General features: G+C 53.4%; 31 protein-coding genes. 24 read left to right on the plus strand and 7 right to left on the minus strand.

The features are described 5' to 3' along the window. Positions 1–105: 105 nt before the first annotated feature. From AC1RVX_RS05700 to AC1RVX_RS05710, 3 genes are read right to left on the minus strand one after another with little or no spacing between them, the layout of a single operon-like run. Positions 106–324 carry a DUF2116 family Zn-ribbon domain-containing protein gene (locus AC1RVX_RS05700; protein WP_493215598.1) on the minus strand — a complete coding sequence of 73 codons (219 nt, stop codon included), beginning with the start codon at positions 322–324 and terminating at the stop codon, positions 106–108. Further along, positions 321–1,388 (minus strand): phage portal protein, encoded by a 1,068-nt coding sequence (locus AC1RVX_RS05705; protein WP_493215599.1) that lies wholly within the window; start codon positions 1,386–1,388, stop codon positions 321–323. Before AC1RVX_RS05705 ends, AC1RVX_RS05700 begins: the two co-directional genes overlap by 4 nt. Then, positions 1,385–3,223: a terminase ATPase subunit family protein gene (locus AC1RVX_RS05710; protein ID WP_493215600.1), complete on the minus strand. Its 1,839-nt coding sequence runs from the start codon at positions 3,221–3,223 to the stop codon at positions 1,385–1,387. Before AC1RVX_RS05710 ends, AC1RVX_RS05705 begins: the two co-directional genes overlap by 4 nt. Positions 3,224–3,374: 151 nt before the next feature. On the opposite strand from AC1RVX_RS05710, the gene AC1RVX_RS05715 reads away from it, so the two are divergent. The 15 genes from AC1RVX_RS05715 (at position 3,375) to AC1RVX_RS05785 (ending at position 14,327) form a co-directional block, all read left to right on the plus strand. Beyond that, positions 3,375–4,208, plus strand: a complete 834-nt coding sequence (locus tag AC1RVX_RS05715; protein WP_493215705.1) for a GPO family capsid scaffolding protein — start codon at positions 3,375–3,377, stop codon at positions 4,206–4,208. A gap of 44 nt (positions 4,209–4,252) precedes the next feature. Next, a complete protein-coding gene (locus AC1RVX_RS05720) occupies positions 4,253–5,254 on the plus strand; it encodes a phage major capsid protein, P2 family (protein ID WP_493215601.1) in 1,002 nt (333 codons plus the stop codon). Positions 5,255–5,258: 4 nt separating this feature from the next. Continuing rightward, positions 5,259–5,975 carry a phage terminase small subunit gene (gene gpM, locus AC1RVX_RS05725; protein ID WP_493215602.1) on the plus strand — a complete coding sequence of 239 codons (717 nt, stop codon included), beginning with the start codon at positions 5,259–5,261 and terminating at the stop codon, positions 5,973–5,975. A 129-nt stretch (positions 5,976–6,104) separates the two neighbouring features. Then, positions 6,105–6,596, plus strand: coding sequence for a head completion/stabilization protein (locus AC1RVX_RS05730; protein ID WP_493215603.1), 492 nt, complete (start codon positions 6,105–6,107; stop codon positions 6,594–6,596). A 30-nt stretch (positions 6,597–6,626) separates the two neighbouring features. After that, positions 6,627–6,830 (plus strand): tail protein X, encoded by a 204-nt coding sequence (locus tag AC1RVX_RS05735; RefSeq protein ID WP_493215604.1) that lies wholly within the window; start codon positions 6,627–6,629, stop codon positions 6,828–6,830. A gap of 2 nt (positions 6,831–6,832) precedes the next feature. Next, positions 6,833–7,042: a phage holin family protein gene (locus AC1RVX_RS05740; protein ID WP_493215605.1), complete on the plus strand. Its 210-nt coding sequence runs from the start codon at positions 6,833–6,835 to the stop codon at positions 7,040–7,042. Beyond that, the gene (locus AC1RVX_RS05745) at positions 7,039–7,536 is read left to right on the plus strand and encodes a lysozyme (RefSeq protein ID WP_493215606.1); all 498 of its coding nucleotides are present in this window, start codon (positions 7,039–7,041) and stop codon (positions 7,534–7,536) included. Before AC1RVX_RS05740 ends, AC1RVX_RS05745 begins: the two co-directional genes overlap by 4 nt. A 15-nt stretch (positions 7,537–7,551) precedes the next feature. After that, the gene (locus tag AC1RVX_RS05750; RefSeq protein WP_493215607.1) at positions 7,552–8,055 is read left to right on the plus strand and encodes a lysis system i-spanin subunit Rz; all 504 of its coding nucleotides are present in this window, start codon (positions 7,552–7,554) and stop codon (positions 8,053–8,055) included. Next, positions 8,039–8,527, plus strand: a complete 489-nt coding sequence (locus AC1RVX_RS05755; protein ID WP_493215608.1) for a phage tail protein — start codon at positions 8,039–8,041, stop codon at positions 8,525–8,527. Before AC1RVX_RS05750 ends, AC1RVX_RS05755 begins: the two co-directional genes overlap by 17 nt. Continuing rightward, positions 8,524–8,991, plus strand: a complete 468-nt coding sequence (locus AC1RVX_RS05760) for a phage virion morphogenesis protein (RefSeq protein ID WP_493215609.1) — start codon at positions 8,524–8,526, stop codon at positions 8,989–8,991. The genes AC1RVX_RS05755 and AC1RVX_RS05760 overlap by 4 nt, the downstream gene beginning before the upstream one ends. Positions 8,992–9,252: 261 nt before the next feature. After that, positions 9,253–10,590, plus strand: a complete 1,338-nt coding sequence (locus tag AC1RVX_RS05765) for an HlyD family secretion protein (protein WP_493215610.1) — start codon at positions 9,253–9,255, stop codon at positions 10,588–10,590. Between the two features lie 161 nt (positions 10,591–10,751). Then, complete coding sequence (locus AC1RVX_RS05770) at positions 10,752–11,102, plus strand: hypothetical protein (protein ID WP_493215611.1); 351 nt, start codon at positions 10,752–10,754, stop codon at positions 11,100–11,102. A 120-nt stretch (positions 11,103–11,222) separates the two neighbouring features. Further along, positions 11,223–11,720 carry a CPBP family intramembrane glutamic endopeptidase gene (locus AC1RVX_RS05775; RefSeq protein WP_493215612.1) on the plus strand — a complete coding sequence of 166 codons (498 nt, stop codon included), beginning with the start codon at positions 11,223–11,225 and terminating at the stop codon, positions 11,718–11,720. 52 nt (positions 11,721–11,772) lie between these two features. Then, positions 11,773–13,890: a peptidase domain-containing ABC transporter gene (locus AC1RVX_RS05780; RefSeq protein ID WP_493215613.1), complete on the plus strand. Its 2,118-nt coding sequence runs from the start codon at positions 11,773–11,775 to the stop codon at positions 13,888–13,890. Between the two features lie 71 nt (positions 13,891–13,961). Continuing rightward, the gene (locus AC1RVX_RS05785; RefSeq protein WP_493215614.1) at positions 13,962–14,327 is read left to right on the plus strand and encodes a hypothetical protein; all 366 of its coding nucleotides are present in this window, start codon (positions 13,962–13,964) and stop codon (positions 14,325–14,327) included. A gap of 77 nt (positions 14,328–14,404) precedes the next feature. Here the strand turns inward: AC1RVX_RS05785 and AC1RVX_RS05790 are convergent, their stop codons facing one another. From AC1RVX_RS05790 to AC1RVX_RS05805, 4 genes are read right to left on the minus strand one after another with little or no spacing between them, the layout of a single operon-like run. Continuing rightward, a complete protein-coding gene (locus AC1RVX_RS05790) occupies positions 14,405–15,013 on the minus strand; it encodes a formyltransferase family protein (protein WP_493215615.1) in 609 nt (202 codons plus the stop codon). Beyond that, positions 15,004–16,137, minus strand: a complete 1,134-nt coding sequence (locus tag AC1RVX_RS05795; protein WP_493215616.1) for a GNAT family N-acetyltransferase — start codon at positions 16,135–16,137, stop codon at positions 15,004–15,006. Before AC1RVX_RS05795 ends, AC1RVX_RS05790 begins: the two co-directional genes overlap by 10 nt. Next, the gene (locus AC1RVX_RS05800) at positions 16,134–16,289 is read right to left on the minus strand and encodes a hypothetical protein (RefSeq protein WP_493215617.1); all 156 of its coding nucleotides are present in this window, start codon (positions 16,287–16,289) and stop codon (positions 16,134–16,136) included. The genes AC1RVX_RS05795 and AC1RVX_RS05800 overlap by 4 nt, the downstream gene beginning before the upstream one ends. Next, positions 16,237–16,446 (minus strand): Com family DNA-binding transcriptional regulator, encoded by a 210-nt coding sequence (locus AC1RVX_RS05805; protein WP_493215618.1) that lies wholly within the window; start codon positions 16,444–16,446, stop codon positions 16,237–16,239. The genes AC1RVX_RS05800 and AC1RVX_RS05805 overlap by 53 nt, the downstream gene beginning before the upstream one ends. Before the next feature lie 247 nt (positions 16,447–16,693). Here AC1RVX_RS05805 and AC1RVX_RS05810 point away from each other — a divergent pair, with 247 nt between their 5' ends. Genes AC1RVX_RS05810 through AC1RVX_RS05850 form a run of 9 tightly spaced genes read left to right on the plus strand, consistent with a single transcriptional unit; the run spans position 16,694 to position 24,660 of the window. Next, positions 16,694–17,164, plus strand: coding sequence for a phage baseplate assembly protein V (locus AC1RVX_RS05810; protein WP_493215619.1), 471 nt, complete (start codon positions 16,694–16,696; stop codon positions 17,162–17,164). Then, a complete protein-coding gene (locus AC1RVX_RS05815) occupies positions 17,161–17,430 on the plus strand; it encodes a PAAR domain-containing protein (protein WP_493215620.1) in 270 nt (89 codons plus the stop codon). The genes AC1RVX_RS05810 and AC1RVX_RS05815 overlap by 4 nt, the downstream gene beginning before the upstream one ends. Before the next feature lie 21 nt (positions 17,431–17,451). Next, positions 17,452–17,796 (plus strand): GPW/gp25 family protein, encoded by a 345-nt coding sequence (locus tag AC1RVX_RS05820; protein ID WP_493215621.1) that lies wholly within the window; start codon positions 17,452–17,454, stop codon positions 17,794–17,796. Next, positions 17,793–18,632: a baseplate assembly protein gene (locus AC1RVX_RS05825; RefSeq protein ID WP_493215622.1), complete on the plus strand. Its 840-nt coding sequence runs from the start codon at positions 17,793–17,795 to the stop codon at positions 18,630–18,632. The genes AC1RVX_RS05820 and AC1RVX_RS05825 overlap by 4 nt, the downstream gene beginning before the upstream one ends. Beyond that, positions 18,629–19,573, plus strand: coding sequence for a phage tail protein (locus tag AC1RVX_RS05830; RefSeq protein ID WP_493215623.1), 945 nt, complete (start codon positions 18,629–18,631; stop codon positions 19,571–19,573). Before AC1RVX_RS05825 ends, AC1RVX_RS05830 begins: the two co-directional genes overlap by 4 nt. A 12-nt stretch (positions 19,574–19,585) precedes the next feature. Continuing rightward, positions 19,586–20,083 carry a BW3TFN family phage tail fiber component gene (locus AC1RVX_RS05835; RefSeq protein ID WP_493215624.1) on the plus strand — a complete coding sequence of 166 codons (498 nt, stop codon included), beginning with the start codon at positions 19,586–19,588 and terminating at the stop codon, positions 20,081–20,083. Between the two features lie 14 nt (positions 20,084–20,097). Then, entirely contained in the window at positions 20,098–23,289 is a 3,192-nt protein-coding gene (locus AC1RVX_RS05840; protein WP_493215625.1) for a DUF4815 domain-containing protein, read from the plus strand. 8 nt (positions 23,290–23,297) lie between these two features. Next, entirely contained in the window at positions 23,298–23,531 is a 234-nt protein-coding gene (locus AC1RVX_RS05845) for a hypothetical protein (RefSeq protein WP_493215626.1), read from the plus strand. A 1-nt stretch (position 23,532) separates the two neighbouring features. Next, positions 23,533–24,660, plus strand: a complete 1,128-nt coding sequence (locus AC1RVX_RS05850; RefSeq protein ID WP_493215627.1) for a hypothetical protein — start codon at positions 23,533–23,535, stop codon at positions 24,658–24,660. Positions 24,661–24,681: the final 21 nt, after the last annotated feature.

The following is a 24,681-nucleotide window of genomic DNA, read 5'->3' on the forward strand; positions in this document are numbered from 1 at the left end:
GCAACGCCCATTCACATGGTCACGGGCAACAAAAAAGCCGCACAGGGCGGCTCTATCGGGCTTCTGGGGGGCGAAGCAACAACGTGGGTATCTGGCAACCGTCAGCTATAAAATGCGCCTGCCGTTACGTCTAAGTGCGGCCTGTTCCTTGTCATAGTCATCCCGGCAATCTGTATTGCAAAATAATTCTGCATGGCTGATAGCCTCGTCACAGAAAAGGCAATGCCCATTGCTTTGGACATAGTGGTCACGCCTTGCAAATGAGATTGCCTTGTTGGTCAGCGTCTCTATCAATTGGTCTGATTTATCCGCAACATCACTCATTTCGCAACCCCTCCTGCATCAACCAATGAATAAGGCGTGAAGCGGATCACCTCTTCACCAAGCCATTCGTTACATTCTTTAAACCGCGCCTGCAGCGGTTCCAGCTCATGCATGGAAAACACCTTGGCTGCTTTCTCTACGTCCCCGAAACCGCCTGTATTGTTTGGCACCAGCCCCAGCAGTTGCGGCGGTACCCGGTGTGCGGCCAGCATGTCATCGCGGGTCACATTCTTGATGCTGAAGAATTCATCCTTGGCCGCCACCTCAGACACCGGCAGGATCTGGATGCCGTCTTTCTTACCGTTTGGCGCATACATGAATACATTGCGGAAATTGCCCGGCCCCTTGCTGTCCCGCAGCGCCTGGCGCATCGCATCCACATCGTTTTGGTTTTGCGCGGGGTCTGTCATGTACAAAATGAAACCGGCATGAGAACCGTTCTTGTAATACTTGCGCCTGAACAGCGTAGCCGCCTCATTCAACCAGGCAGAATGCAAAGCACTCAAATACTCAGGCAAGCCGTATACCTCCTGATTAATATCCGGTTCCATCAAATGAAAAATGCTTCCAGACTCAAACACATGATCTTCATGCCAGCCACGCACAAAGGCGTATTGACTCAAGTCATCGCTGCACCGGCGCATGTACTTGGCCAGCGCCGGTTCCAGCTGCAAAGGCTTGCCAGTGCGACTCTTACGATTTTCCAGATAGGCATTACCAAAGACCAGGAAATCCAGCACAAAGCGACTAAACGCCTCGCGTGACAGCAATTTATGCGGAATGAAGGTTGCCGCCAGCAAATTGCGCTTCACATAGATTGCTGTGCTGTGGTGCACACTGGCCCGGAATGATTTAGCCAGGCCGTCCCAACTGATAGGCGGCTCGTAATAGCGTCCATTGGTCCAGCACTCGATATAGTCCAGAATTTCAGACCGGTCTAATACGGCTGTCGGGTCACCAAAGGTAAACGCCTCCATCCCCGGCGTTGGTGCCAGCACCGGCGCGCTGGGTTCCTGATTGGTTGGCGCGCCACTAAACTGGCCGCGCCTCTTTCTCTTGCTCATGCATACACCTCCATAAATGATTGATTACTGCTGATACCACCGTCCAGGGGTTCATGGTCCAAGGCATGCATACACGCCCAGGCAAGATCCGCGTGGCCGGTTTCTTCGCTACGGTCTGCCACATAGGTCACATGCTGGCCGCTGGCCGTCAGTGTTTTTTTGATGGTCATGAATGCCTGTGCCAGATCCGTGGCCCCGGCATCAAATTCCAGACGGCCCTTGCTGATCACATCGCGGGCCTTGATGACCATGCGGCTTTTTACTGCCGGGTCGTAATTGATCTTGGTGACATTGGGATAGAAATTTTTAACCAACTGGTGCACACCCTCACCCATGCCCGTGGCATCAATGCCGATAAAGGCAACGTGATAGCGAATGGTGGATTGCCGTATCTGTTCAGCCTGGGCCGCAAAGTCCATGCCCCTGAACTGCATGCGTTCCAGCACCCGGAACTTGCCGCCCGGCGTGCGCGGTGGTGCAAGAATCACCAGCCCGGCACTATCGCCCGTAAAAGCCGGGTCGTAACCTATCCAGACCGGGTTATCCCCATAAGGCCGCGTGGTAAATGGTTTAAAGTCTGTCCAGTCTACCCAGGCATCCACCATGCACTTTTGCAGCTCTTGTAAAGGGAAGACTGATGCCGTGTCATCAATAAACTGACACATCAGCAAATTCTCAAACTGGTCCGGGCTGTACTCGTAAGTGCGTAATTCGTCAATATCAAACAAATTACAGCCACCAGCCTGAGCATCCATGATGGTGACAATCTGCCGCCACATCTTGTCTTCACCCGTAAAACCGCTGGCCAGCCGCTTATGGCTGATATCGATATTCACCTGGTCTTTTTTAGGTCGCCGCTTATTAAACAGCTCCCCCGTCCAGAATGGGTATGCCTCATGCGTGATACTCGACGGAGTAGAAAAGTAAGTCTTGCGCCACTGCTTATGCAGCGCCATGCCTGACGCTACCTTGTTCAATTCCTGAAACTTGTGCGTCCAAAAGAATTCATCAAAATAGAAATTCCCGTGATAGCCCTGCGCAGTACGCGCATTGGTACCCAGGAAGTAAAGATGCGCCCCATTCGGTAATACAATCGGGTCACCCGCTAATTCAATGCCCGCCGCTTCCTTGGCAAACTGGATGATGTATTGCTTGAACACATGCGCCTGTGCTTTAGACGCAGACAAAAATATCTGATTACGCCCGGTTTCCATGGCATCAGCCAAGGCTTCCCGCGCAAAGTACCAGGTAGCCCCAATCTGGCGAGATTTGAGTATTACCCGCGTGCGCTCATGTCCGTTACGCAACCACACCTTTTGATAATCAAACAGAGAATCCCGAAACGCCTCTAACAATTGGTCGCGCTGCTCATCACTAAAATCATTGCGCGCCGGCTTCTTCTTCGGCCCGGCATTGCGATTTGCCAGCTTGGGATTGAGATCCACTTCATTACCGCCCGGTGCCTCATAGCGGCGTACTCGCGCTGTTTGCACCGCCTGGCGCATCAGCAAATCTATTTCCTTGAAATCACCACCGGTCTTAACGTCCTTGGCAATCAGTTGAACCAGGCGGGTTTCAAGACTGGCTTCTATCTTTTCTATGAATGGCGTGTCATCCCATTTCTCACGGTCACACCAACTCTGCACGGTGCTGCGCTTGATATCCAGATGCCGCGCAATAGAAGACACCCGCCAGCCTTGCCAATACAAAGCCTGCGCGTGTTTCTTCAGATCGTAAGTAGGTGCGACCGGCGCAACTGTTGCACCTTCTGCAGGTGCATCTAAGTCGTTATCGGGAAGGGTTTCAGACAGGTTGTCATCGGCAAGATCAATCATGCCAACAGCGTAAGGGCTACGCGGGCGCGTAGGCACTTTCAGCAAGTTGATATGGACCTTATCAACTCACTGCAGATTGAAGCGAAATCCAGCAAAGCAGACTATGGAAACCTCACCGCCAAAAACCGATAAAACCTTACCTCATTCCATCATGTCAAAAAAATTCACCTCTAAATTTTTCCGGGTCGCCGTCGAAGGTGCCACCACCGATGGCCGCAAAATTGATCGTAGCTGGATCCAACAAATGGCCAAGAACTTTGACCCTAAAACCTATGGCGCACGCATCTGGTTAGAGCATATACGTGGCACCGTGCCAGACAGTCCCTTCAAAGCTTATGGTGATGTAACAGCCGTCAAGGCCGAAGAAGTCACGATAGACGGTAGTAAAAAACTGGCCCTGTATGCCCAAATTGAACCTACCCCTGATCTGGTGGCGCTGTCGAAGATTAAACAAAAGATTTACACCAGCGTAGAGATTAACGACAAATTCGCCGACACCGGCGAAGCCTATCTCGTTGGCCTGGGCATTACCGACAGCCCCGCCAGCCTGGGCACCGAAGTATTGAGCTTTGCCGCCAGCAACCCCAACGCCAACCCCTTTACAGGTCGCAAAACCAACCCTGCACACCTGTTCTCTGCCGCTGTCGAAGTAAATCTTGAATTTGAAGAAATCAACACCGAAACCACCAGCCTGAGCAGCAAGGTCATGGATCTGATTAAAGGTTTCAGCAGCAAAAAGACCGGTGACGATGCCCGCTTTGCTGATGTCAGTAAAGCCTTTGAAACCGTGCTGGAACATGCCGCCACCCAAGAAACCCGCTTCAGCGATGCCGATAAACGCATGCAAGAGCTGGAAACCAAACTCAACACCGTCACCACCAACTTTAACAGCCTGAAACAGCAACTGGACAAAGAACCCGGCAACCAGACCACACGCCCCACGGCCACTGGTGGCGATGGTACACAGCAGCAGACAGATTGCTGAACCACACCCATACAAACAGCCACCCAAATACCGGAGCATCACGCATGAACAACAATACCCGCATTGCCTTTAATACCCTGACCAAACGCCTGGGCGAACTCAACAATGTGTCGAACGCCACAGAAAAATTCACCGTCACCCCCAGCGTCCAGCAAAAGCTGGAAACCAAGATCCAGGAATCCAGTGAATTCCTAAGCAAGATTAACATCATCGGCGTCACCGAAATGGAAGGTGAAAAACTTCACCTGGGCATTTCCGGCCCCGTCGCCAGCCGTACCGACACCACCCAAAACGACCGTCAGACACGCGACCTCACCGGGCTGGACAATAACCGCTACAAATGCAGTAAGACCAACTATGACTCCCACATCCCGTATGCGAAACTGGATGTCTGGGCCAAATTCGCCGACTTCCAAACCCGCATCCGGGATGTCATCGTCAAACGCCAGGCACTGGACCGTATCGTCATGGGCTTCCACGGCATCAGCATCGCTAGCAATACCGACGTTACCGCCCACCCCATGCTGCAGGATGTGAATATCGGCTGGCTGCAACACATGCGCGAAGAAGCACCAGAGCGTGTCATGAGTCATGGCAGCACAACAGGCAAAGTCAAAATCGGTGCCACCGGCGATTATGAAAACCTTGATGCTGCCGTATTTGATGCCATCAACCTGATAGACCCATGGTTCCGCGAAGATGCTGGGCTGGTCTGCATCGTTGGTCGTGAACTCTTGCACGATAAATACTTCCCGCTGGTCAACACCAAACAGGCTCCGACCGAAACCCTGGCCGCTGACATCATCATCAGCCAAAAACGTCTTGGCGGCCTGCAGGCAGTCAGCGTGCCTTACTTCCCGGCAAAGTCTTTCCTGATCACCCGCTTCGATAATCTGTCCATCTACTACCAGGACAGCGCCCGCCGTCGCCAAATCGTCGATAACGCCAAGCGTGACCGCATAGAAAACTATGAATCATCGAATGATGCCTACGTGGTTGAAGAATATGGCATGGCCGCCCTGGTAGAAAACATTGAACTGGAATAAACCCATGACACACCACACCAGCCCAGCACAACGCCACGTCGCCCGCATCACAGCGACCAAAGCAGCAGCCGCATCCAAACACGGCCAACCCATCCAGGGCAGTGCCTATGACTTGATGCTGGCCAAACTCATCACCGACAAGCAAAGACTGAAAGCCATCCAGTCCATACAACGCAAAATCGAACTCAAACGTGAAATCTTGCCCGACTATAAAGAATGGATAGATGGCGCGCTGGAATTCGGTAACGGCGCGCAAGACGTGGTGTTGACCACAGTATTGGTCTGGCACATCGATACGGGCGAGTATGCCCGCGCCCTTGAAATTGCACAGTATTGCCTGTTCCACAGTCTGCGCCTGCCAGATCAGTACAACCGTGATGTACCCACCATGTTGCTGGATGAAATTCCCGGTGCTTATCTGGCGGGCCGTTTTGAAAGTCCGGCTGCAGCGCTGGAAATCCTCAAGGCCGTACAACTGCTCACAGTCAACGCAGATGTCCCCGACCAGGCCAGCGCCAAGCTGTACAAGGCGCTGGGCTATGCGCAGATAGGCAAGGTCGGTAACAGTGATATTGAATTTGACCAACTGGCAGAAGCCGACGCCAGCCGCGCCATCGACAACCTGCGTAAAGCGCTGGACCTGTTTGAAGGCATAGGCGTCAAAAAAGACATAGAAAGGCTGGAACGCCGTTTGAAAAAAACGGCAGACACCCCAGCCTGAACCGAGCACCCTCCGGCGCTGGGCGGCGTGGGCTGATCAAAGTTTTTTTAGCCATTTACTTTGTGAAGCCCACCCACCGCCCCCTTGCCCGCTTTTGTTTACTTGTTTGTATCAAACCATTAATCGACCATGCCATTTATTGCCAATCCACCAGGCGGCCAGACTGCAAGCCAGGCGCAGCCAAACGACACTATTAACAATGATGGGTTCTTTCCTGACATTGATCTTGCTGCCATGCGTGACGCCATCCGCCTGGATGGCACCGTCACCGATACCCGCCTGATTGCGGCAACAGTAGCCGCCATCATCTTTGTCAATGATCAGGTCAAGGAATTGAAAGTTTCTGCGCTAAGCGCAGGCCATACCAGCCTGGCAGACATTCCCGCTGATCAGGTCAACCGGCAAAGCGTCTTAATTGCCCATTACCTGCGTGCCGTCTACTGCACAGCAAAAGCGGATCTGATTGAGCGTTACAAAGACTATGACACCACCGCCACCTCACTGGACGATAAAAAGCTGGTGGGCTTTCTGGCAAATGGCCCGGATGAAGAACGCCGTAACGCGCAATGGGCCATCTCTAATTTGATGGGCCGCCATCAGGTCACCATAGAACTGATCTGAAGCCAACACGACCACAACCACGCCACCACCATGATAGTACGCGCCCAACAAAACGACACCCTGGACTTGCTGGTCTGGCGGCATCTGGGCAGCACGGCTGGCATTGCCCAGGTGCTGGCCCTGAATCCCGGCATTTGCAGCCTGGGCGCGTTTCTGCCTATGGACAGACAAGTCAATTTGCCCGACCGCGCACCGGCAGCACCCGTGCTGCAAATGATTAATTTGTGGGACTAACTATGAACGATGACCACATGGAACCAGTTAAGGCACTGCCACCCGTCGCCATCAGCGCCATCACCGTGCTGGGTGTACCCCTGAATGAATGGGTATTCATCCTTACCATTATTTACACCGTCCTGCAAATCACCTTCTTTGTGCGCGACAAGATTGTAAAACCCTGGTTGCACCGGCGCGCCAACGAACTAAAAGGAAAATCCCACCAATGAATACCAGCATTAAGCAAAGGCTAGCAGCCGCTGGCATCACCGCTGCCTTGCCCCTGATTGTGTATTTTGAAGGCACACGCCAAACCGCCTATCTTGATCCGGTCAGCATCCCCACCATTTGCCGGGGCCACACTGGTGGCGTCAAGGTGGGCCAGACAGCCACCATAGACCAGTGTGATGACATGACAGTACAAGACTTGCTCAAAGCCAAAGCGTCTATGGAAAGCTGTGTCACCGTGCCATTGAACGACAACCAGCGCGCCGCCTTCACCAGCTTTGTGTTTAACGTTGGCCCCGGCAAACAAGGGGTTAAAGATGGGTTTTGCACGCTCAAGTCTGGCAGGCCGTCATCCATGGTGAGCAAGCTCAACGCCCGCGACTATACCGGGGCATGCAATCAATTGCCACTGTGGGCAACGGCGGGCGGCCAGACTTTGCCCGGCCTGGTCAAACGCCGTGCTGCAGAACGTGAACTCTGCTTGAAATCCAACTAGGCGAAAGGAAGCACCATGCCCGACTTCATCAAACTGCTAGACCCACGCCCATGGATAGCCCTGGTCGTGGCCGGTCTGGTTTTATTCTGTGTCGTCAAATACAAAGATGCCATCCACCAGGTAGACCAGCTCACCGCCCAGATAGAAAAGGACAAAGCAGAAGCCAGCGCCACCGCACGCGAGAATGAAAGACTCATGAGCAAAAGCCTGGCCACCATCGCCACCAACCACCAAAAGGAAATGCAAGATGAACATGCCAAGCAAGACAAGTTTATTCATGATGTGCGCGCTGGCACTGTGCGCCTGTCAATCCCCGTCAAAGCTTGCCGCGCCAGTACCGGCACAAATACCACCGCTGGACCCGGCAATAGCGCAGAAGCGCGAGCCGAACTTACGCCAGAGGCTGGAACAGCTCTTGCAGCCATCGCCGCAGACGGTGACGACGCCATCAGGCAATTGAATGCCTGTATCGATTCTTACCAGGCCGTCAGGGCGGTGACCAATGTACAAACCAAATAGCCTGCGCGAACATCTGACAGCCGCTTTGCCGGATCTGAAGCGCAACCCGGACAAGCTGCTGGTGTTTGCTGACAAAGGCAGCTTGCGCACCACGCGCACGGCGTCACGGTCGTTTGAATATGCGTATGTCTTGAATGTCATCGTCACCGACTACGGCGGGGAGGAAGATGCGCTGATGGTGCCATTGCTGGATTGGGTGAACGTGCACCAGGCAGACTTGCTGGGCAATGATGACAAGGGCAAAGGCATACGCTTTATTGTTGACTTCAATAATCATAGCTCCGTTGATATCAGCCTTGAACTGGACATCACTGAGCGTGTCATCGTCAAGCAGACAGGTAATAAGTTGGATATCGCCCATGCGGGTGAGATAGCTGCTACACCTGATTATTCTGCACCATTCTGGCAACTCTACAACGGTGACAACTTGCTTGCTGAATGGCAGGTACTGAAAACCGATACAGACCAATGAGTGACGACCTCAAAGCCCTGGAGCAATGGGCAGGTGTCCTGCTTGCCCAACTGGACCCGGCCAACCGGCGCAAAGTTAGCTTGCGAGTTGCCCAGGATTTACGACGATCACAACAGCAGCGCATCAGGGCGCAGACGACACCGGAAGGCATTCAATACACACCCAGGAAACCGCGTAAGGATTTGCGCAATAAGAAGGAAAGAATCAAAAAACAGAAGGCTGCGATGTTCGCCAAGCTGCGGACAAACACCAATCTGAAAGTGAAAGCGGATGGTAATGAAATTGCTGTCGGGTTCTTTGGGCGTGTGGCGCGCATTGCGCGGGTGCATCAGTTTGGCTTGAATGACAGGGTGGCCCGCAATGGGCCGGAAGTACAGTATGCGGAACGCACCTTGATTGGTTTTAGTACCGCAGACAGAGAGCAGTTACAGGCGTCCTTGCTCAGGCATTTACAGGCAGATTAAATTTTAAAAACATGAGAATCAAATAATATTTGATACAGATAAGTGCATCATCGCATGCGTGCGGCGCGCGATTTTATCAAAAAGAATTTGATTAATGTTCGTACCACATAAAAAATATTTATTTGCAAACTTTTGACAAAAGTTTGCAATTTCGGTTTATTCTTTATCAAACGGTGCGAGATTGCGCTAACAATGAATATTGCCGTAAATAAACGAAGATGCCATACAGAAATAAGCAAATAACCGTAAATAAGGGCTCGAATGAGTAATTCCGGCCCTTTGTTCCGCCCGGAAGTTACAGCGGCATTAAGTAGTCAATGGATGGGTTCCATCCGCCTGGCCCAACCTGCCTCGGCAAGTCTGATTGCTATCGTGGCAATGTTGATTGCCGCCGCATTGATTGCCTATATCACTTTTGGCAGCATTACCAAAAAAGCCCGTGTCACTGGCATTACTGTCCCCGTTGGTGGTCAGTTGAGCGTCGCTACGCCTAATGCAGGTATCTTGCTGAACACCCACGTCAAAGAAGGCGAGCTGGTCAAGGCTGGACAAGTCTTGTTCACCATCAGTACAGAAAGACAAAACAGCCAGGGTGAAATCACTGCCCTGGTGGCCCAGCAATTGGCTACCCGTGCCGATAGCCTGGCAGCAGAACAACGCTTGCGCCAAACCCAGTATCAAGAAAAGAAACTGGCACTAAGCCAAAGGCTGGCAAACCTGGAGCAAGAATACAGCCAGATTGAACAAGAACTGGCCTTGTCATTACGTCGTCAGCAACTGGCACAACAAAGTGTCGCCAAGTTTGAAACCCTGCAAGGCAATGGCTATGTCTCCGCCGCCCAGACCCAGCAAAAACAGGAAGACCTGATCGACATCAGCACCCGTTTAAGCACTCTGCAGCGTAACAAGACCCAGTTGCAAGCCAATAAAATCGCCCTGCAAGACGAACTTAATACCCTGGCAAACACGCTGGCCACCGACCTGACCCAAATCGACAGGGCCAAAGCCAGCCTGAAGCAGGAAGTGGCAGAAAACGCCAACCGCCAGTCCAGCCAGATTACTGCACCGCAGGCAGGCACGGTCACGGCGCTGACCAATCAAAATGGACAAGCCATCAATGCGGGCCAGGTATTGGCGAGCTTGATACCGTCTGATACCAAAGAGGGAGTGGATAAATCAAAAGCTGACCAAACCGCTGGTCTGTTAGAAGTCCATCTGTATGTACCCAGCCGCACTGCTGGCTTCATCCAGCCGGGGCAGCAAGTGTTGATTCGTTATGCCGCCTTCCCCTACCAGAAGTTTGGCTTGCATACCGCAACAGTGACCGATGTCAGCCGCACCCCGTTTGCCCCGTCAGAGTTACCGCAAAACCTGGCCAGCACCATCTTGAGTAATGCCCAACAAGCAATTAACGGGTTTAACAGCAATGAAGCCCTGTACCGCGTCAGGGTCAAATTGGATGAACAAAGTATCAATGCTTACGGGCAAGCGCAAGCCATCAAACCAGGCATGACGCTGGAAGCAGATGTATTACAGGACAGTAGAAAGATTTGGGAATGGGTGTTGGAGCCGGTATTGGCAATGACGCAACATGCCTGAATGCAACGAGAAAAGAATTTCAGAATTCGTTGCTGAGTCTGTCGGGAAAACCCAACAGACCCAGCTCGGAAAAACCGTTCAAGGTATTCGAGACCTTGAACGGAGCAGTAAAACCATGCCATGAGGTATGGTTCCATTTAACTATATGAAGGATACACAAAATGTTCGAAATTACAAATGAAGCATTGTTGAATAGCGTAGCTGGTGGCGATGATGGTGATCCTGTTGATGATTTTGGTTCTGATGGCGGTGGCAAGAACATCTTGAGTCCAACGGGTAGTGGCGGTGGCGGTGACGTTAGTATGGTTGATATGACAATGGCTGCGGGTGCTGGTGGTGCAGCCAAGGCCGTTGACCTATTTATCACTTGGTCTACCAGAGTTGAAATTGTTGATCGAATAGTAACAGCTGCAGAAACTGCTGCTGTTGTTATTTATGATAAAGTTGTTGGCACATACAGTGGTGGATCAGATGGTTATACACTGCCAGACGGTGAAAGCTTGCCAACTTAATAAGTAACTTAGTAAGCTATCAGGATACAACCGGCTTTATATAGTTGGTTGTATCTAAAACTAACTTTGTTCACCGCGTCTAAATATTTTTTTGTATTTTCAAAAACGTCCCGAAAAAACATGGAATCAATTGAGCAAAGCAGTCTGAAATTAATTTCATTTTTTGAAAAATGTAAGGCAAAAGGAAAAATACGCTACAGCATTTTTTTTGCGTTCATCCATTACTTGATTTCCATGTTGGCATTGGCGGTCATACCAATTGATGAAGATTCTCCTGCAGTAAGAGTTTCACTTTTCAGCGCAGTTATTTTTGCACCAGTTTTTGAAACTTTTTTATTTCAGGCACTTCCTTTCAGTATTGCACGCCGATTGAATTTCAATGGTTGGTCAAAATTATTTGTAATGTCAGTTCCATTTGCGGCACTTCATTACCACAATGGTTTCGTCTCAATAGTAAATGCACTTTTTGGCGGTTTAATTCTTGCAGCATCATTTATAGTCTGGGAAAAGAATAGCTATAAGGATGCATTTATCGTTGTTACAGCTATCCATAGTTTCCATAATTTGGCGTTAGAAGTAATGATTCGGGGCCTGTCATTTATAAAAGATTTTATATGACTCAATGTTGCTCAAAGCGGCTAACCAGATTTGTTAATGCCTTTACTTGATTTTGAAATCCCTACTCCAAACCGAATCCAGCGAATGCGGCCTGGCCTGCCTCGCCATGGTCGCCAGCCACTTTGGCTACAACACTGACCTCGCGGACCTGCGTCGCCAGTTCTCTATCAGTCTCAAAGGTGCAACGCTGGCGCAACTGATGCGTCATGCATCGGCCATGCAGTTGAGCAGCCGTCCTTTGCGCCTGGAGCTGGATGAGCTTGATCAACTGGCCGTACCCTGCATCCTGCACTGGAACCTGAATCACTTCGTGGTACTGAAAGCCGTGCGCAAAGACTGGCGCGGTAAGCAGACGCTGATTTTACTTGACCCTGCTGTTGGTGAGCGCCGCGTCTCTGTCGAAGAAGCATCCAAACATTTTACCGGTGTGGCCCTTGAACTGGCACCCAGCCCTGCCTTTAAACCCAAAGAAGAAAAGAAGCAAGTTGCCCTGCGTGATTTGACTGGTCACATCGTTGGCCTGCGTCCGGCCATTGTCAAAGTTATTGCCCTGGCACTGGCGTTGGAAATCTTTGCGATTTGCTCGCCCTTGTTCAATCAGTTTGTGATTGATGAAGTCATCGTCAGTGGCGACAAAGAATTATTGACCGTGCTGGTGTTTGGCTTTGTCTTGTTGATGATCACCCAAAATGCCATCGGCCTGGCGCGTAGCTGGTTCTTGATGCGCTGGAGTATGGATATCAGCCTGCAATGGTCTGTGCGCGTGTTTGCCCACCTGGTGCGCCTGCCTGTCGTGTATTTTGAAAAACGCCATCTCGGTGACGTGGTGTCCCGTTTTGGTTCTATCGGTGCCATACAAGGCACGCTGACTTCCATGTTTGTTGAAAGCGCACTGGATGGCTTGATGGCCTTGCTGGCCTTTGTCATGATGCTGGTGTATAGCATGAAATTAAGCGCGCTGGTGGTGGGCGCTGTGGTCTTGTATGCAGGCTTGCGCTGGGCTTTCTACCAGCCGTTTCGTGAAGCATCGAAAGAAAGACTGGTCTTGTCATCCAAAGAAAGCAGCCATTTTTTGGAAACCATGCGTGCCGTCACCCCATTGAAATTGTTTGGCCGTGAAACTGAACGCCTGTCGCGTTGGCAAAATCTGAAGATGGATGTGCAAAACCGCGATATCAAGACGCAAAAACTGTCCATCATCTTCAAGGTCAGCAATACGCTGATCTTTGGTATACAGGGATTAGCCCTGTTTTATATCGGTGCTGGATTAGTCATGCAAAACGCACTAACGGTAGGCATGCTGATGGCCTTTTCCAGTTATGCCGGTACGTTTACTGGCCGCATTTCCAGCCTGATTGATGTCTTTATCAGTTACCGCATGCTCAGTCTGCATAGTGAAAGGCTGGCCGATATCGTGCTGGAAGAGGCTGAACCAGAGACAGCCATTGAAACCGATATCTCACGCATCCATCCTGAGATTATTCTCAAAAACATCAAGTTCCGTTATGCAGAGGGCGAACCATGGGTCTTGAAGGATATTAACCTGACCATCCCGGCAGGACAAAGCATTGCCCTGGTTGGCCCCAGTGGCTGTGGCAAGACGACCTTGTGCAAGATCATCCTTGGTTTGTTGAAGCCGACAGAAGGCGAAGTGCTGATTGACAATATACCGATTACCCAGTTAGGTGTTAAAACTTACCGCCAACTGGTGGGAACGGTGATGCAGGACGATGTGTTACTGGCCGGTTCCATCATGGATAACATCAGCTTCTTTGATAGCCACATCAATCAGGAACGTGTCGAAGAAAGCGCCATGCAGGCCGCCATCCATCAGGAAATCAGCGCCATGCCCATGGGCTTTCAGACGCTGGTGGGCGATATGGGCAGCAGCTTGTCCGGTGGACAAAAGCAGCGCGTCTTGCTTGCCCGTGCCTTGTACAAACAACCCAAGGTGCTGGCACTGGATGAAGCAACCAGCCACCTGGATGTGAATAATGAACACAAGGTCAACCAGGCACTTAGCCAATTGAAATTAACCCGGATCATGGTGGCGCACAGGCCAGAAACGATCAATGCGGCTGAACGTGTGGTGTCCATACAAGACGGTGCCGTTGTGGAATTGCGGGCCGCGCTTGATCCAGATCAGGCGATGGGGTTGAAGCTGGTGTGAATCTGTTCACGAACATAATGATGCGCAATACCTGGATTTTCGGATTTGGGTTCGCATCCTGAACGCAATCTATGCAAGCAAAGAAATATTACATTTTAGATACCGATAACAAAACACCTAAGCCTGTCAATTTCCTAGATTGGACGTACTGGATGCTAAAAGCAAAAAGAGTTATCGCAAAGTACGATTACGATGATGTGTTGGTGTCCACCATTTTTACCGGAAAGCTGAAACTCTCGAAACAGGGTGTTCCGTATTTTTTTAAGACCATGATTTTTACCGATACAGAAGCCGGAACCGTGCGGCGCTATTCGACATGGCAAGACGCTGAAAGCGGACACCGGGATATTGTTCGTTCCATCAGAATCAATTCTCCGGTAAATAATCCAACTAAAAGAAAATCGTCTTCAAAACCGGCTTGCATTAACGCGGGGTGACCAATTAAATCCCCCCGCAGATTCAGGGTTGGCTCAACATCAAACTACCAATTTCTAACAATCAACTCCTTTGCTTTTTAGATAGCTTGGCTAAGCGGCAATTTCGTTCCTGCTAATGCGGGCTCCCATGTGGATAAATTTTCGTCTTGTACGACACAATTCATTTTGCCAAAATCAGAACGCTTCAATATAGTCTCAAACAAAGCAATACCCATAGGTCCTAATTCCCGCCGCCACAAACTTTCTGCTGTTTCATCTTTCCGGATAAAACACCAGTCCTGCGCAATGACAGGCCCGGCGTCAGCCCGGTCATCCATCTGATACACAGTCCCACCTGTCACCGGCTCATGCATGCGTATGGCCCATTTGATGGCATCACGACCACGATGCAGTGGTAGCAAGCTGGGGTGATAGCCAATTGCACCATAACGCGCCTTTTGCCGTGCTTCTGCGGTGATGAAACAATGTGTATGTGCCGCAATGATTAAATCAGTACCGTCAAGCACATGATGCCCTTCAAGACGGCCAGCGATGGCAACGGCGTGCGTATCGCTCTCAATTGCCGTTTGAATCAGCCTGTCATCAGCGGCAGGGGCCACCACCTTGACGACGGTATGCCCCAAACGCAGACAGAGTTTCAATGTCTCCGCTGCAAGCCATTTTTGCCCCACAATCATTATTCGCATACGTCTTCCCCTAAATATCTGAAACCTTGCACCGCACGGAAATGGCCACCAAAGCCAGCATTGCCGGTAGGCTCTGCACTTCTGCGCTTTTCTGAACGTTTGATAGATTCGATACACCTGGCACGGCTTCCCCCCACCAGCTTGCCGGACACTTGCGTCCATTTCGGGCTTCTGCGTAAAGCTGCAGCAAGTCCTGGGTGACTTGTATGAAAAAGTGTCCGCATAGGCTTGCTATATCTGTTTTGGCCTTGCAACCACAAATCGCACACAGCATCCAGAAAGCGCATACCCACGCCAGCGCCTTGCCACTCAGGCATCACCACCAGGCGGCAAGCGCGGGCTTCAATCAGGCCGGGCCGTGTTGATACACCCAAATGCGCAACTAGTTGGCCGTCCACCGTGGCGACGTAGTTGGTGGCCGCAATCATCTTGGGCAACTTCAAATAATGATGTGGCTCAAAGAACGGCCAATGCTGCCAGTTGGTTTCCCACAATTCGACATCGATACGCGGGCGGGGCCGGTCCCACCCCCGTAAAAATTGGCCTGTTGCGGTATCGAATACCCAATCAGGCTGCACCCAATCCAGAATGTCATAGTGGCAGGACAGCAGGACAACTTGTCCGGTGGTGCGCCGCCAGGCTTTGGCAAATGCGCCTGCGCCAATCTTTGCAATCTGGCGGTCAACCACACTAGAAAACTCATCCAGCACAGCCCGCGCCGGTGCTTCCACCACCAGGCGCGCCAGGTTGGCGCGGAACTGTTCACCGTTTGACAGGACGTGATAAGGCCGTAACCAGGTAGGCACACTGCCCAAGCCCACAGATGATAGGGCCGCCGTCACTTCATCAAATTGACCCTTGGGCGCTATCGCATCAACCAGCGGCTTGCGTGCTGGCCAAGCGGGGTTATAGATGGCTTCCTCACCCCACAGTTGCTTACCTATGCTTGATTTGCCGCTACCGCTGGGGCCGACGACAACGCCTATTTTCCAGTCATTGCCATCTATGGGTAAATCAGCGTCAAGCGTGAAATTTGCGCCTGACTCGACATTGAATAAGGATTTGACGCGCTCGGCGCGGTAGCTGCTGAAGTCGCTGCACTGGTGGCGAATGGCGATTTTCATACCTTCACCACCTTGAGCTTTAAGCCCTGTTGCTTCAGTGTGTTGAATACTTCTTGCTGATGGTGTTCGTCTTTACAAACTACGACGATGCCGAATTGTTCACGGTATTGATAACCGTTCTTTGCTGGTGCTGCTATTTGCTTGTGGGCCATGGGCGTTTTCTATTCTTGTCGCTCGATGGCAATCAGGTGCGGGGCGCGTGGCTCTCAAGTGGTTCATTGTTTTGCAACGTGGGCATTTGATGGTGAGGGTGACAAATTCACCCTCACCGAGTTTTCGGGAGCATGTCCCGCAGCGGATATCCTGCATTTTTTTTATTACCAAAATGTGTTAGCCTTGGCGCGCCTGTGCACAGGTGACGCGGTCATCGGCTAATCTGGCAGCCTTATCTGCTGGTGCGGTGGCGTACTGAATGTTGACGCATTCGGTACGTCGCCGCGTCCTAATAGGATTATCTCTTACCGTACGCGCACGCGAAGCAAACAGCAGGTTGCTATCAAGATTAGCAACCCTGTACCACGTGACCATTTCAAGCTGACCCGTCACCATAGTCAGCATGGAATTCAATCTCGCTGACCTCTCTCGCCGCCTCCAAAACCTGATCCGCCTCGGCACCATTGCCGAAGTGAAGCATGCCCCCGTACCTCAAGTACGCCTGCAAATTGGCAACATTAAAACCGGCTTCTTGCCACTGGCAACCGTGCGGGCCGGTAAAACAAAGACGTGGAACCCGCCCACGCTGGGCGAACAATGCATATTATTTTCCCCCTCTGGCGACTTTGCTGCAGGCGTAGTCTTGCCCGGCATCGCCAGCAATCACAACCCTGCACCAGACACCAACCCAGACAACACCCGCACCGAATACCCGGACGGCGCGACGGTAGATTACAACCACGCAGAGCATCACTACGTCATCACCTTGCCAGCAGAGGGCAAGTTTAGCTTTGTCGTTGGTGCTACCACGCTGGAACTGCGTAACGATGGTGTGACCCTTCGCACACCTAAATTTGAGGGCGTCAAATCATGAGTTATGGCATCGCCGTAAAAGCCCTGGACCGTGCAGGCGGCCCGCACCGCGCTGGTGGGCAAGACTTCTTTGCTGTCGATGGCGTGCCTGTCGTGGTGCTGGGTGACCGCATTGTCCCGCATGGCCCGGTACCACACGCCAACCCGACAATGGTAGAGGGTTCCACATGGATGACACTGAACGGCATACCCGTATGCCGCGCCGGGCATCATGCCAGTTGCACCCACCCCAGCACTGGCCGTAGCTGGTTTTTGATTCCTGACTGAGGCGGCATTGCTATGGCAGGTATGAATCTCATTACAGGTGAACGCATCGCAGGCATGGCACATTTACGCCAGAGCATTGTCGACATCCTGACCACCCCCATAGGCACCCGTGTCATGCGCCGCGACTATGGCAGCCGCTTGTTTGAACTGATCGACCAGCCGCACAACGGCAGCACGCAAGTGCGCCTGTATGCCGCCACGGCTGAAGCCTTGTTGAAGTGGGAACCCCGCATCAAACTCACCCAAGTCAAGCTGTACCGCACAGACCAACCCGGCAAAGTCATCATTGATTTAAAAGGTCAACTGGTACGCGCCTCCAAGGCGTTTAGCTTGTCTTTGCCTGTCACGGTCAAGGGCCAAGCATGATAGACCTCACCAAGCTGCCACCGCCTGCAGTCGTCGAAGAACTGGACTATGAAGCACTGGTCGCCGTGCACAAACAAGACTTGCTGCAGCGCCATCCTAGCGCCGCCGATGTGCTGGGCTTGGCGTCTGAACCGCTGGTCAAGCAGGTGGAAGCCTTTGCTTACCGTGAACTGCTGTTGCGTGGCCATATCAACGATGTGGCACGTTCCAACCTGCTGGCCTTTGCCACCGGCCCGGATCTGGACCATAAAGGCGCTTTCTACAATCTGGCCCGTCTGCCAGGTGAAACAGACGACCGTTACCGCAACCGCATACAGTTGCGCATTGCCGCCTTGGCTGGCAATGGCACAGCAGAGCAATACCGCCTGCTTTCCCTGTCTGCCAGCACCAACGTGCGTGATGCCAATGTCAGCAGCCCAACACCAGGCAGCATCAATGTGGTGCTGTGGCTGATTGATGCAGCCCAGGCAGCGGCCACCAGCGCCACCGTGCTGGCCGCCATGAATGCGCCCAACGCCCGCCCGCTGGGTATACCTGTCAGCGTGGCCGTGGCCCGGCCTGTGGCCCTGAACGTCACCGCAACCCTATGGCGCGAAACCAGCGCGCCCGCTGATATCGTCACAAAAATTACCGCCTCTTTTACTGCTTCGCTTGCCACTTATGCCAGCCTGGGCCGTAGTGTTCCGCTGTCCTGGGTAACAGCCCAACTGCAACAGCCCGGCATTGCCCGCGTTGAATTTCCCATCGCTGACCAACCCGCTGGCAATACCGTGCTGGCCGCTGATGAATACGCCGTCGTCGGTGTCATCACCCTGACAGATGGCGGTGTGGCATGACTGCGCTTGTAACTGACCTTGCATTACTGCTGCCACCCAACGCCAGCGAGCTGGAACGCAATCTTGTACGTATCGCGCCGCGTGCGGATCTGGACACGGCTGCAGACGCACCGGCCAACATCACCAGCACCATGCCTGCCGCCTTCCAGCCCTGGCTTGCCGCTGAATGGAACCTGGCGCAATTCTCGCTGCACTTCGCCAGCAATGCCGACCTGATCACCGCTGGCTTGCCCTGGCTGCTGGAACGCGGCAGCGCCGCCAGTGTGGTACGTGCCTTGTCCTGGCTGGGGTATGACCAGGTGACGATAGAAGAAGATGAATTCCTGATCCACATCGACCCCGGCACCACAGCCGCCGCGCTGGATCTGGCACGTAGTCGCCAGGTGGTGAATGCATCAATACCGGCGCACAGCCGCTTTTATCGTCTGTACCACGGCCTTGATTTACGCGCTGGCCGCTTGGATGCCACCAGCTTGGATCAATGTTTGTTTGATGATGATTCTGGCATCTGGTCCGGTGACCCTGCAACTGACGGCGTAAAACTGTCATTTGGTGAAACGCACACCGGTGCAGTGAATGCGCCGCCTGCGCTGGCCCCGATTACCGCCCACCGCCCGCGCCAGTTAAACACCATCGTTGACGATGCCTTGATGCAGTTGGATAGCTGGGTACTGGATAGCGAGATCCGCTTGAATAGTGTGGTCAGCATCAGTGACCTGTCCAGCGGCATGGTGAATCAACCAGCCTTGCTGCCTTTGGTACCTGGTCACCACGCCAGTTATTGCGCCGTACTGGTGGTACGCGCCATGCCTGCACCTATCAAAGCCATTGCACCAGGTACCACCACCAGCGTCACCAGTCCGGCCTTGCCTGTGTATGGCTGGGCCGACCAGTGGGCCAATGGCTGGGCTGTTTCTTACCCGCTTATTTCCATTCCCTAGAAAGATACTGACATGGCAGTCCTGCAAGACAATGGCCGCATCGAGCTGGCCGAACTGATTAAAAACCGTCCTATTCACCTGGCCTGGGGCCGTGGCCTGCCCGCATGGGACGCCGCCCCGGATTCTGAACCCATCACCGCCAGCGCCCTGATGGACGAGATAGGCCGCCGCATCGCCTCACAAAAGCAATTCGTGGTACCAGAGAGCGACCCCAACGCCGCCAACACCATCAAAGTGCCGGGTGGTGACCTGTACCGCATCGTCAACACACCTTCCCGCTGGTTGCTGTTGGAATTTGTCTTTGACTATGGCGACGGCACCGGCGAAAGCATACGCGAGCTAGGTTTATTCATAGGTACCGAAGTCGCCGCAGCCCTGCCAGTAGGTCAACGCTACTTCACACCCGCACAAGTAGTGACGCCTGGCCGCCTGTACATGCTGGACCACATCCCGCGCCTGATACGTTCCGGCGCGACTGAGCAAGTCTACCGCTACGTTTTGCCTTTCTGATTGGACCTTATTACATGGATCAAAACATTAACTTAGCTGGCTACCTGAACCGGCACAACCCAGCCAGACAGTTTGACACGATGCTGTTCCGCGCTGACCACGTTATCCAGTCAGACGAACTGAACGAAACACAAAGCCTGCTACAAGCCCGCATTAAAGGCGTGGCGGATGTATTGCTGGCTGACGGCGCGGTGATCCGTGACGCCCGTATCGTCGTCAACGCCACGACAGGCGCAACCACTTGCGAATCCGGCGCGCTGTACGTCGATGGTGCGGTACGTGGCGTGCCGCCTGCAGCATTGAATATTGCGGTGGTCGGCATCGTCATTGTCGGCGTCTACCTGCAGCAACACATCATCACCGAGCTGGAAGACCCAACACTACGCAACCGCGCCCAGAATACCCGTGGTTTTGACAAAGCCGGTGCTGGTCGCCTGCAAAAGTTGCTTGTCTGGGGCTTTGCCGGTGATGGCCAGACCGGTGACTTTTACCCGGTCTATACCGTCGAAGACGGCACCGTCCGCAGCAAAGAACCACCGCCCCAGCTGGATGGCGTCACGCAAGCATTAGCCCGGTATGACCGCGATTCATCCGGTGGCAGCTATGTGGTGAATGGTTTGAACGTCACTGCTGCAGACGATTTACCCAGCGGTGAACAGGTGTATACCGTCAGCGAAGGCCGCGCCCGCGTGTCTGGCTTTGCGGTAGAACTGCCCACCAGTCGCCGCCTGGTGCGTGCTGTCACGCCTGACTTGCGTTACATCGAAAACGAGCCGCACCAGTCCACTGGCACCGCCGCCCAGCGCGTGAACTTTGACCGCGCCCCGGCAGCGAATGTCACCCACGTGACCATCACCGCGCAAAAAACAATAGATGTGGCGCATGGTGGTTTTACTGGTGCACTCGACCCGCTGGAAGACGGTTCTGTCCTGGTCGTGCTGGCAGTGAAGCAAGGCGTAACCACCTACACCAAGGACGTAGACTGGAAATTCACCGCCCAGCAGATAGACTGGTCTTTGCCAGGTGCAGAACCCGCACCAGGCAGCACCTACAAGGTCACCTACCAATATTTGGCCACCGTGCCAGCCACGGCCATAGACGCCGACGGCTGCACCGTTACCGGCGCGGTGCAAGGCACGGCTATCCTGATCAGCTATAACCGCATGCTGCCCCGTATAGACCGTCTGTGCATGGATAGCGCCGGTGCGCTGGTCTGGCTGTCTGGTGTGGCCGCAGACCGCAACCCAAGGCCGCCCAGCGTACCGGCCAATCTGTTGCCGCTGGCATCTGTCTTACAAAACTGGCGCTCTGGTCAGCGCACAGTGATGATAGACAGCGTGCGTACCGTGCCGATGGAAACCCTGGCCGCCTACAGCAAACGCCTTGATATGTTGACCGAGCTGGTAGCCCAGCAGCGCCTTGAATCCAGTACCCAATTGCGCGATGCCACTGCCAAGCGTGGCTTGCTGGTAGATCCTTTCATATCGGACAGTGTGCGTGACCAGGGCTTGCCCCAAACCGCCGCCATCTTTGGCGGTGAACTGACCTTGCCGGTATCAGTGCAGCCTAACTTGCTATCCATCAGCCTGGCAGCGCCCCAGACCTTGCCATTTAATCCGGTCACACTGCTGGAACAGCCATGGCGCACCGGTAGCATGAAGATTAACCCCTACGACGCCTTTGACCCGCTGCCCTCTGATGTCACCCTGACCCCGGCAATAGACCGCTGGACCGACATAGATACCCAATGGATGAGCCCCACCACCGAAACCATCACAGAAAACATCACCCGCCGCGTGGGCCTGTGGATAGTCGAAAACGGCGAAGCCTACGACAGCACCAACGAGATTACACGCGACATCAGCCATGTGAGCAAGGCCGCTGAAACCATCCGTCAAATCAGCGTCAGCTTTACTGTGAAGGGTTTTGAAGCTGGCGAAACCATCCAGACCTTGCGCTTTGACGGCATTGCCATAGTCCCCACCGCCGTGGCCGTGCCTACACCCGGCACCATCACCGGCACTTTCCAGATACCCGCCAAAGTACCTGCAGGCAGCAAGCGCGTGGAATTCGTCGGCAGTGCTGGCAGCTTTGGCGTGGCTATCTACAGCGGTACCGGCGTCGAAATCCAAGATGTAAAGCAACTGGTGACTGTGCATGCATCCGGATGGGTGACATTCCTCAAGGCTGACCCGCTGGCACAAACTTTTACCTTGGCCGCTGACAGGCAGATTGCCGGGCTGGACCTGTGGTTCACAGCCAAGGGCAATTCTCTGCTGGCCGTGCAAATACGTGAAACCAGCGTCGGCATTCCTAACCAGAAAGTCATCGCACAAACACGCATTGCTGCATCAAGTATCAATATCGACGGCCAGGCAACCAGGATAAATTTCGATTACCCGGTTTCGCTCACCGGTGGCGTGGACTATGCGCTGGTCATTTTATGTGACGATGCCACCACAGCGGCCAGCATTGCCGAGCTGGGCAAGTATGACGACCATAAAGGGCAATGGGTGGCCAGCCAGCCTTACACCGTGGGTGTGCTGCTGTCATCGAGTAACGCCACTACCTGGACACCACACCAGGACAGAGATTTAGCGTTTCGCCTGCTGGCCGCTGAATTTACCGCCAGCACCCGCACCATAGACCTGGGCAATGCCAATCTTGCTAACGTCACAGACCTGATGCTGTTAAGCCTGGTAGAAACACCCAGCGCACAGACCCGTGTTGAATATCAAATTACTTTGCCGGGTGGCAGCGTCATGAACGTGGACGACGGCCAGCCGGTGCGCCTGGCAGCTCCCATGACCGGGCAATTCAGCGTTACGGCCAAATTAACCGGCACGGCCAGCTTGTCGCCAGTGCTGCACCCAGGCGTCACGCTGCTGGCTGGCACTGTGGCTAACCAGGGCAACTACATCAGCCCGCTGGTTCCTGCAGGCCAGAACGTGCGCGCCCGCATCGTGGTGGATTGCTATTTACCTGCAGGTGCTGCCCTGGCCGTGAGTGTTGCGCCAGAAGCTGCAGGCGCACCAGTCTACACAGCAGCCCCCTATGTTTCCAGCCGTGACATCGCCACCGACTGGCACGAACTGACTTACGAGTTGAACGGCATCAGCGCCGACCGCTTGCGCGCCAGGTTGGACCTGTCCGGCAACACCGCAGCCCGGCCACGTCACCGCAATTTGCGTGTCATTGTCATCTGAGGATAGTCATGATTGATCAAAAGACTCCCAACCGGCAATACCCGTTGCCCCACATCCAGAACAACGGCGCGCAGGAGGTGGACCGCCTGCGTGCAGCCTTCACGGCGATAGATGCAGACATCAACGCCGTGGCCGTGGGCTTGAATCAGTTAGACAACGCGAAGGCCGACAAAACCACCACCGTCAACCTGCAAGCGCAGATTGACGACCTGACCACCCTTATCTTTGCAGGATTGATTTGATATGAGTTCAACGAATTTAAGCGATTTCCGCGACCAGTACATTGCCCGCGCCCGTGCCTTGCTGCAAGGCGTGGATCTGGCGCAAGCCAATACCAACGCCATGGTCATCAATGGTGCCTTGTTTGGGGCATTGGATAAGGTCATCAATGCAGCACTCATAGGCCGCGATACCCTGGCCTTGTTTGATGCCATGACAAGCGCAGATATCGATATATGGCTGACCGACGCCAGCCACCGCAGCACCTGGCAACGCCTGTGCACCGATGAAGCCCGCACCATCCAAGTGGCGCTGCAGGACGATGTACTACGTCCCAAACTCATGGGCAGCACCCTGGCATGGACAGATATCCTTGCATCCAGCGTCATGCAGACATGGATACAAAGCAAAGCCGCCTACCTGGTGCCGTATATCGCCGCAATACCTGGCTGTTTATCACTTACCGCAGCCAGCCGTACCACCATGGACAAATTCGCCAGCGTGCAAGCGGCCATGACATTGATTTTTGCAAGCACCAACTGGTTAAACGCCATTGCCGCCAACACACCGGCACAAGACGCAATCGGGGCCAGCCTGACTGCCTTGCGCGAGCTGGGCAAGTCGTCTGCCGGCATGACTGCGCTGTATACCAAGCTGACCACAATCATGGTCTACCTGTTTGCCGACGCCACCGCCGCTATAGATGCCTGGAACTTTGTATCAAGCGAAATCACTGCAGGCCGCACCGTGATGGCCACCACCTTCTTTGCTGATGCTGGCATACGCACAGCCTTACACGGCAATACCGGTATCACCACAGCGTTGACCGGTAGCGCAACCGCCCTGTATCAATGGCTGTTCACCAACAAGATGACTGTCACGCAACGCAGCTACAACGCCAATACCAGCCAGCAAAACGCGGGCATAGGCGGCAAGTTCCTGACCCTGGCCATGGCGGGTACCTATAACAGTGGCGCAGGTAACTTCTATCTGACCAGCACTACCAGTCAATACGCTGCCACGCCCAGCGGTTCCAGTTCACCGACATTGACGACCGCTAATAAACAAGTCGGCAGTCAAACCGGCGCGATGTATTTCACTGACGCCAGCACCGGCATTTACTACATGTCTATCGGCTATCTCGTTATTTAAGGCAAATCAAAAGGAATACCC

The sequence above is a fragment of the Undibacterium sp. GW821-FHT11B02 genome (assembly GCF_058808955.1).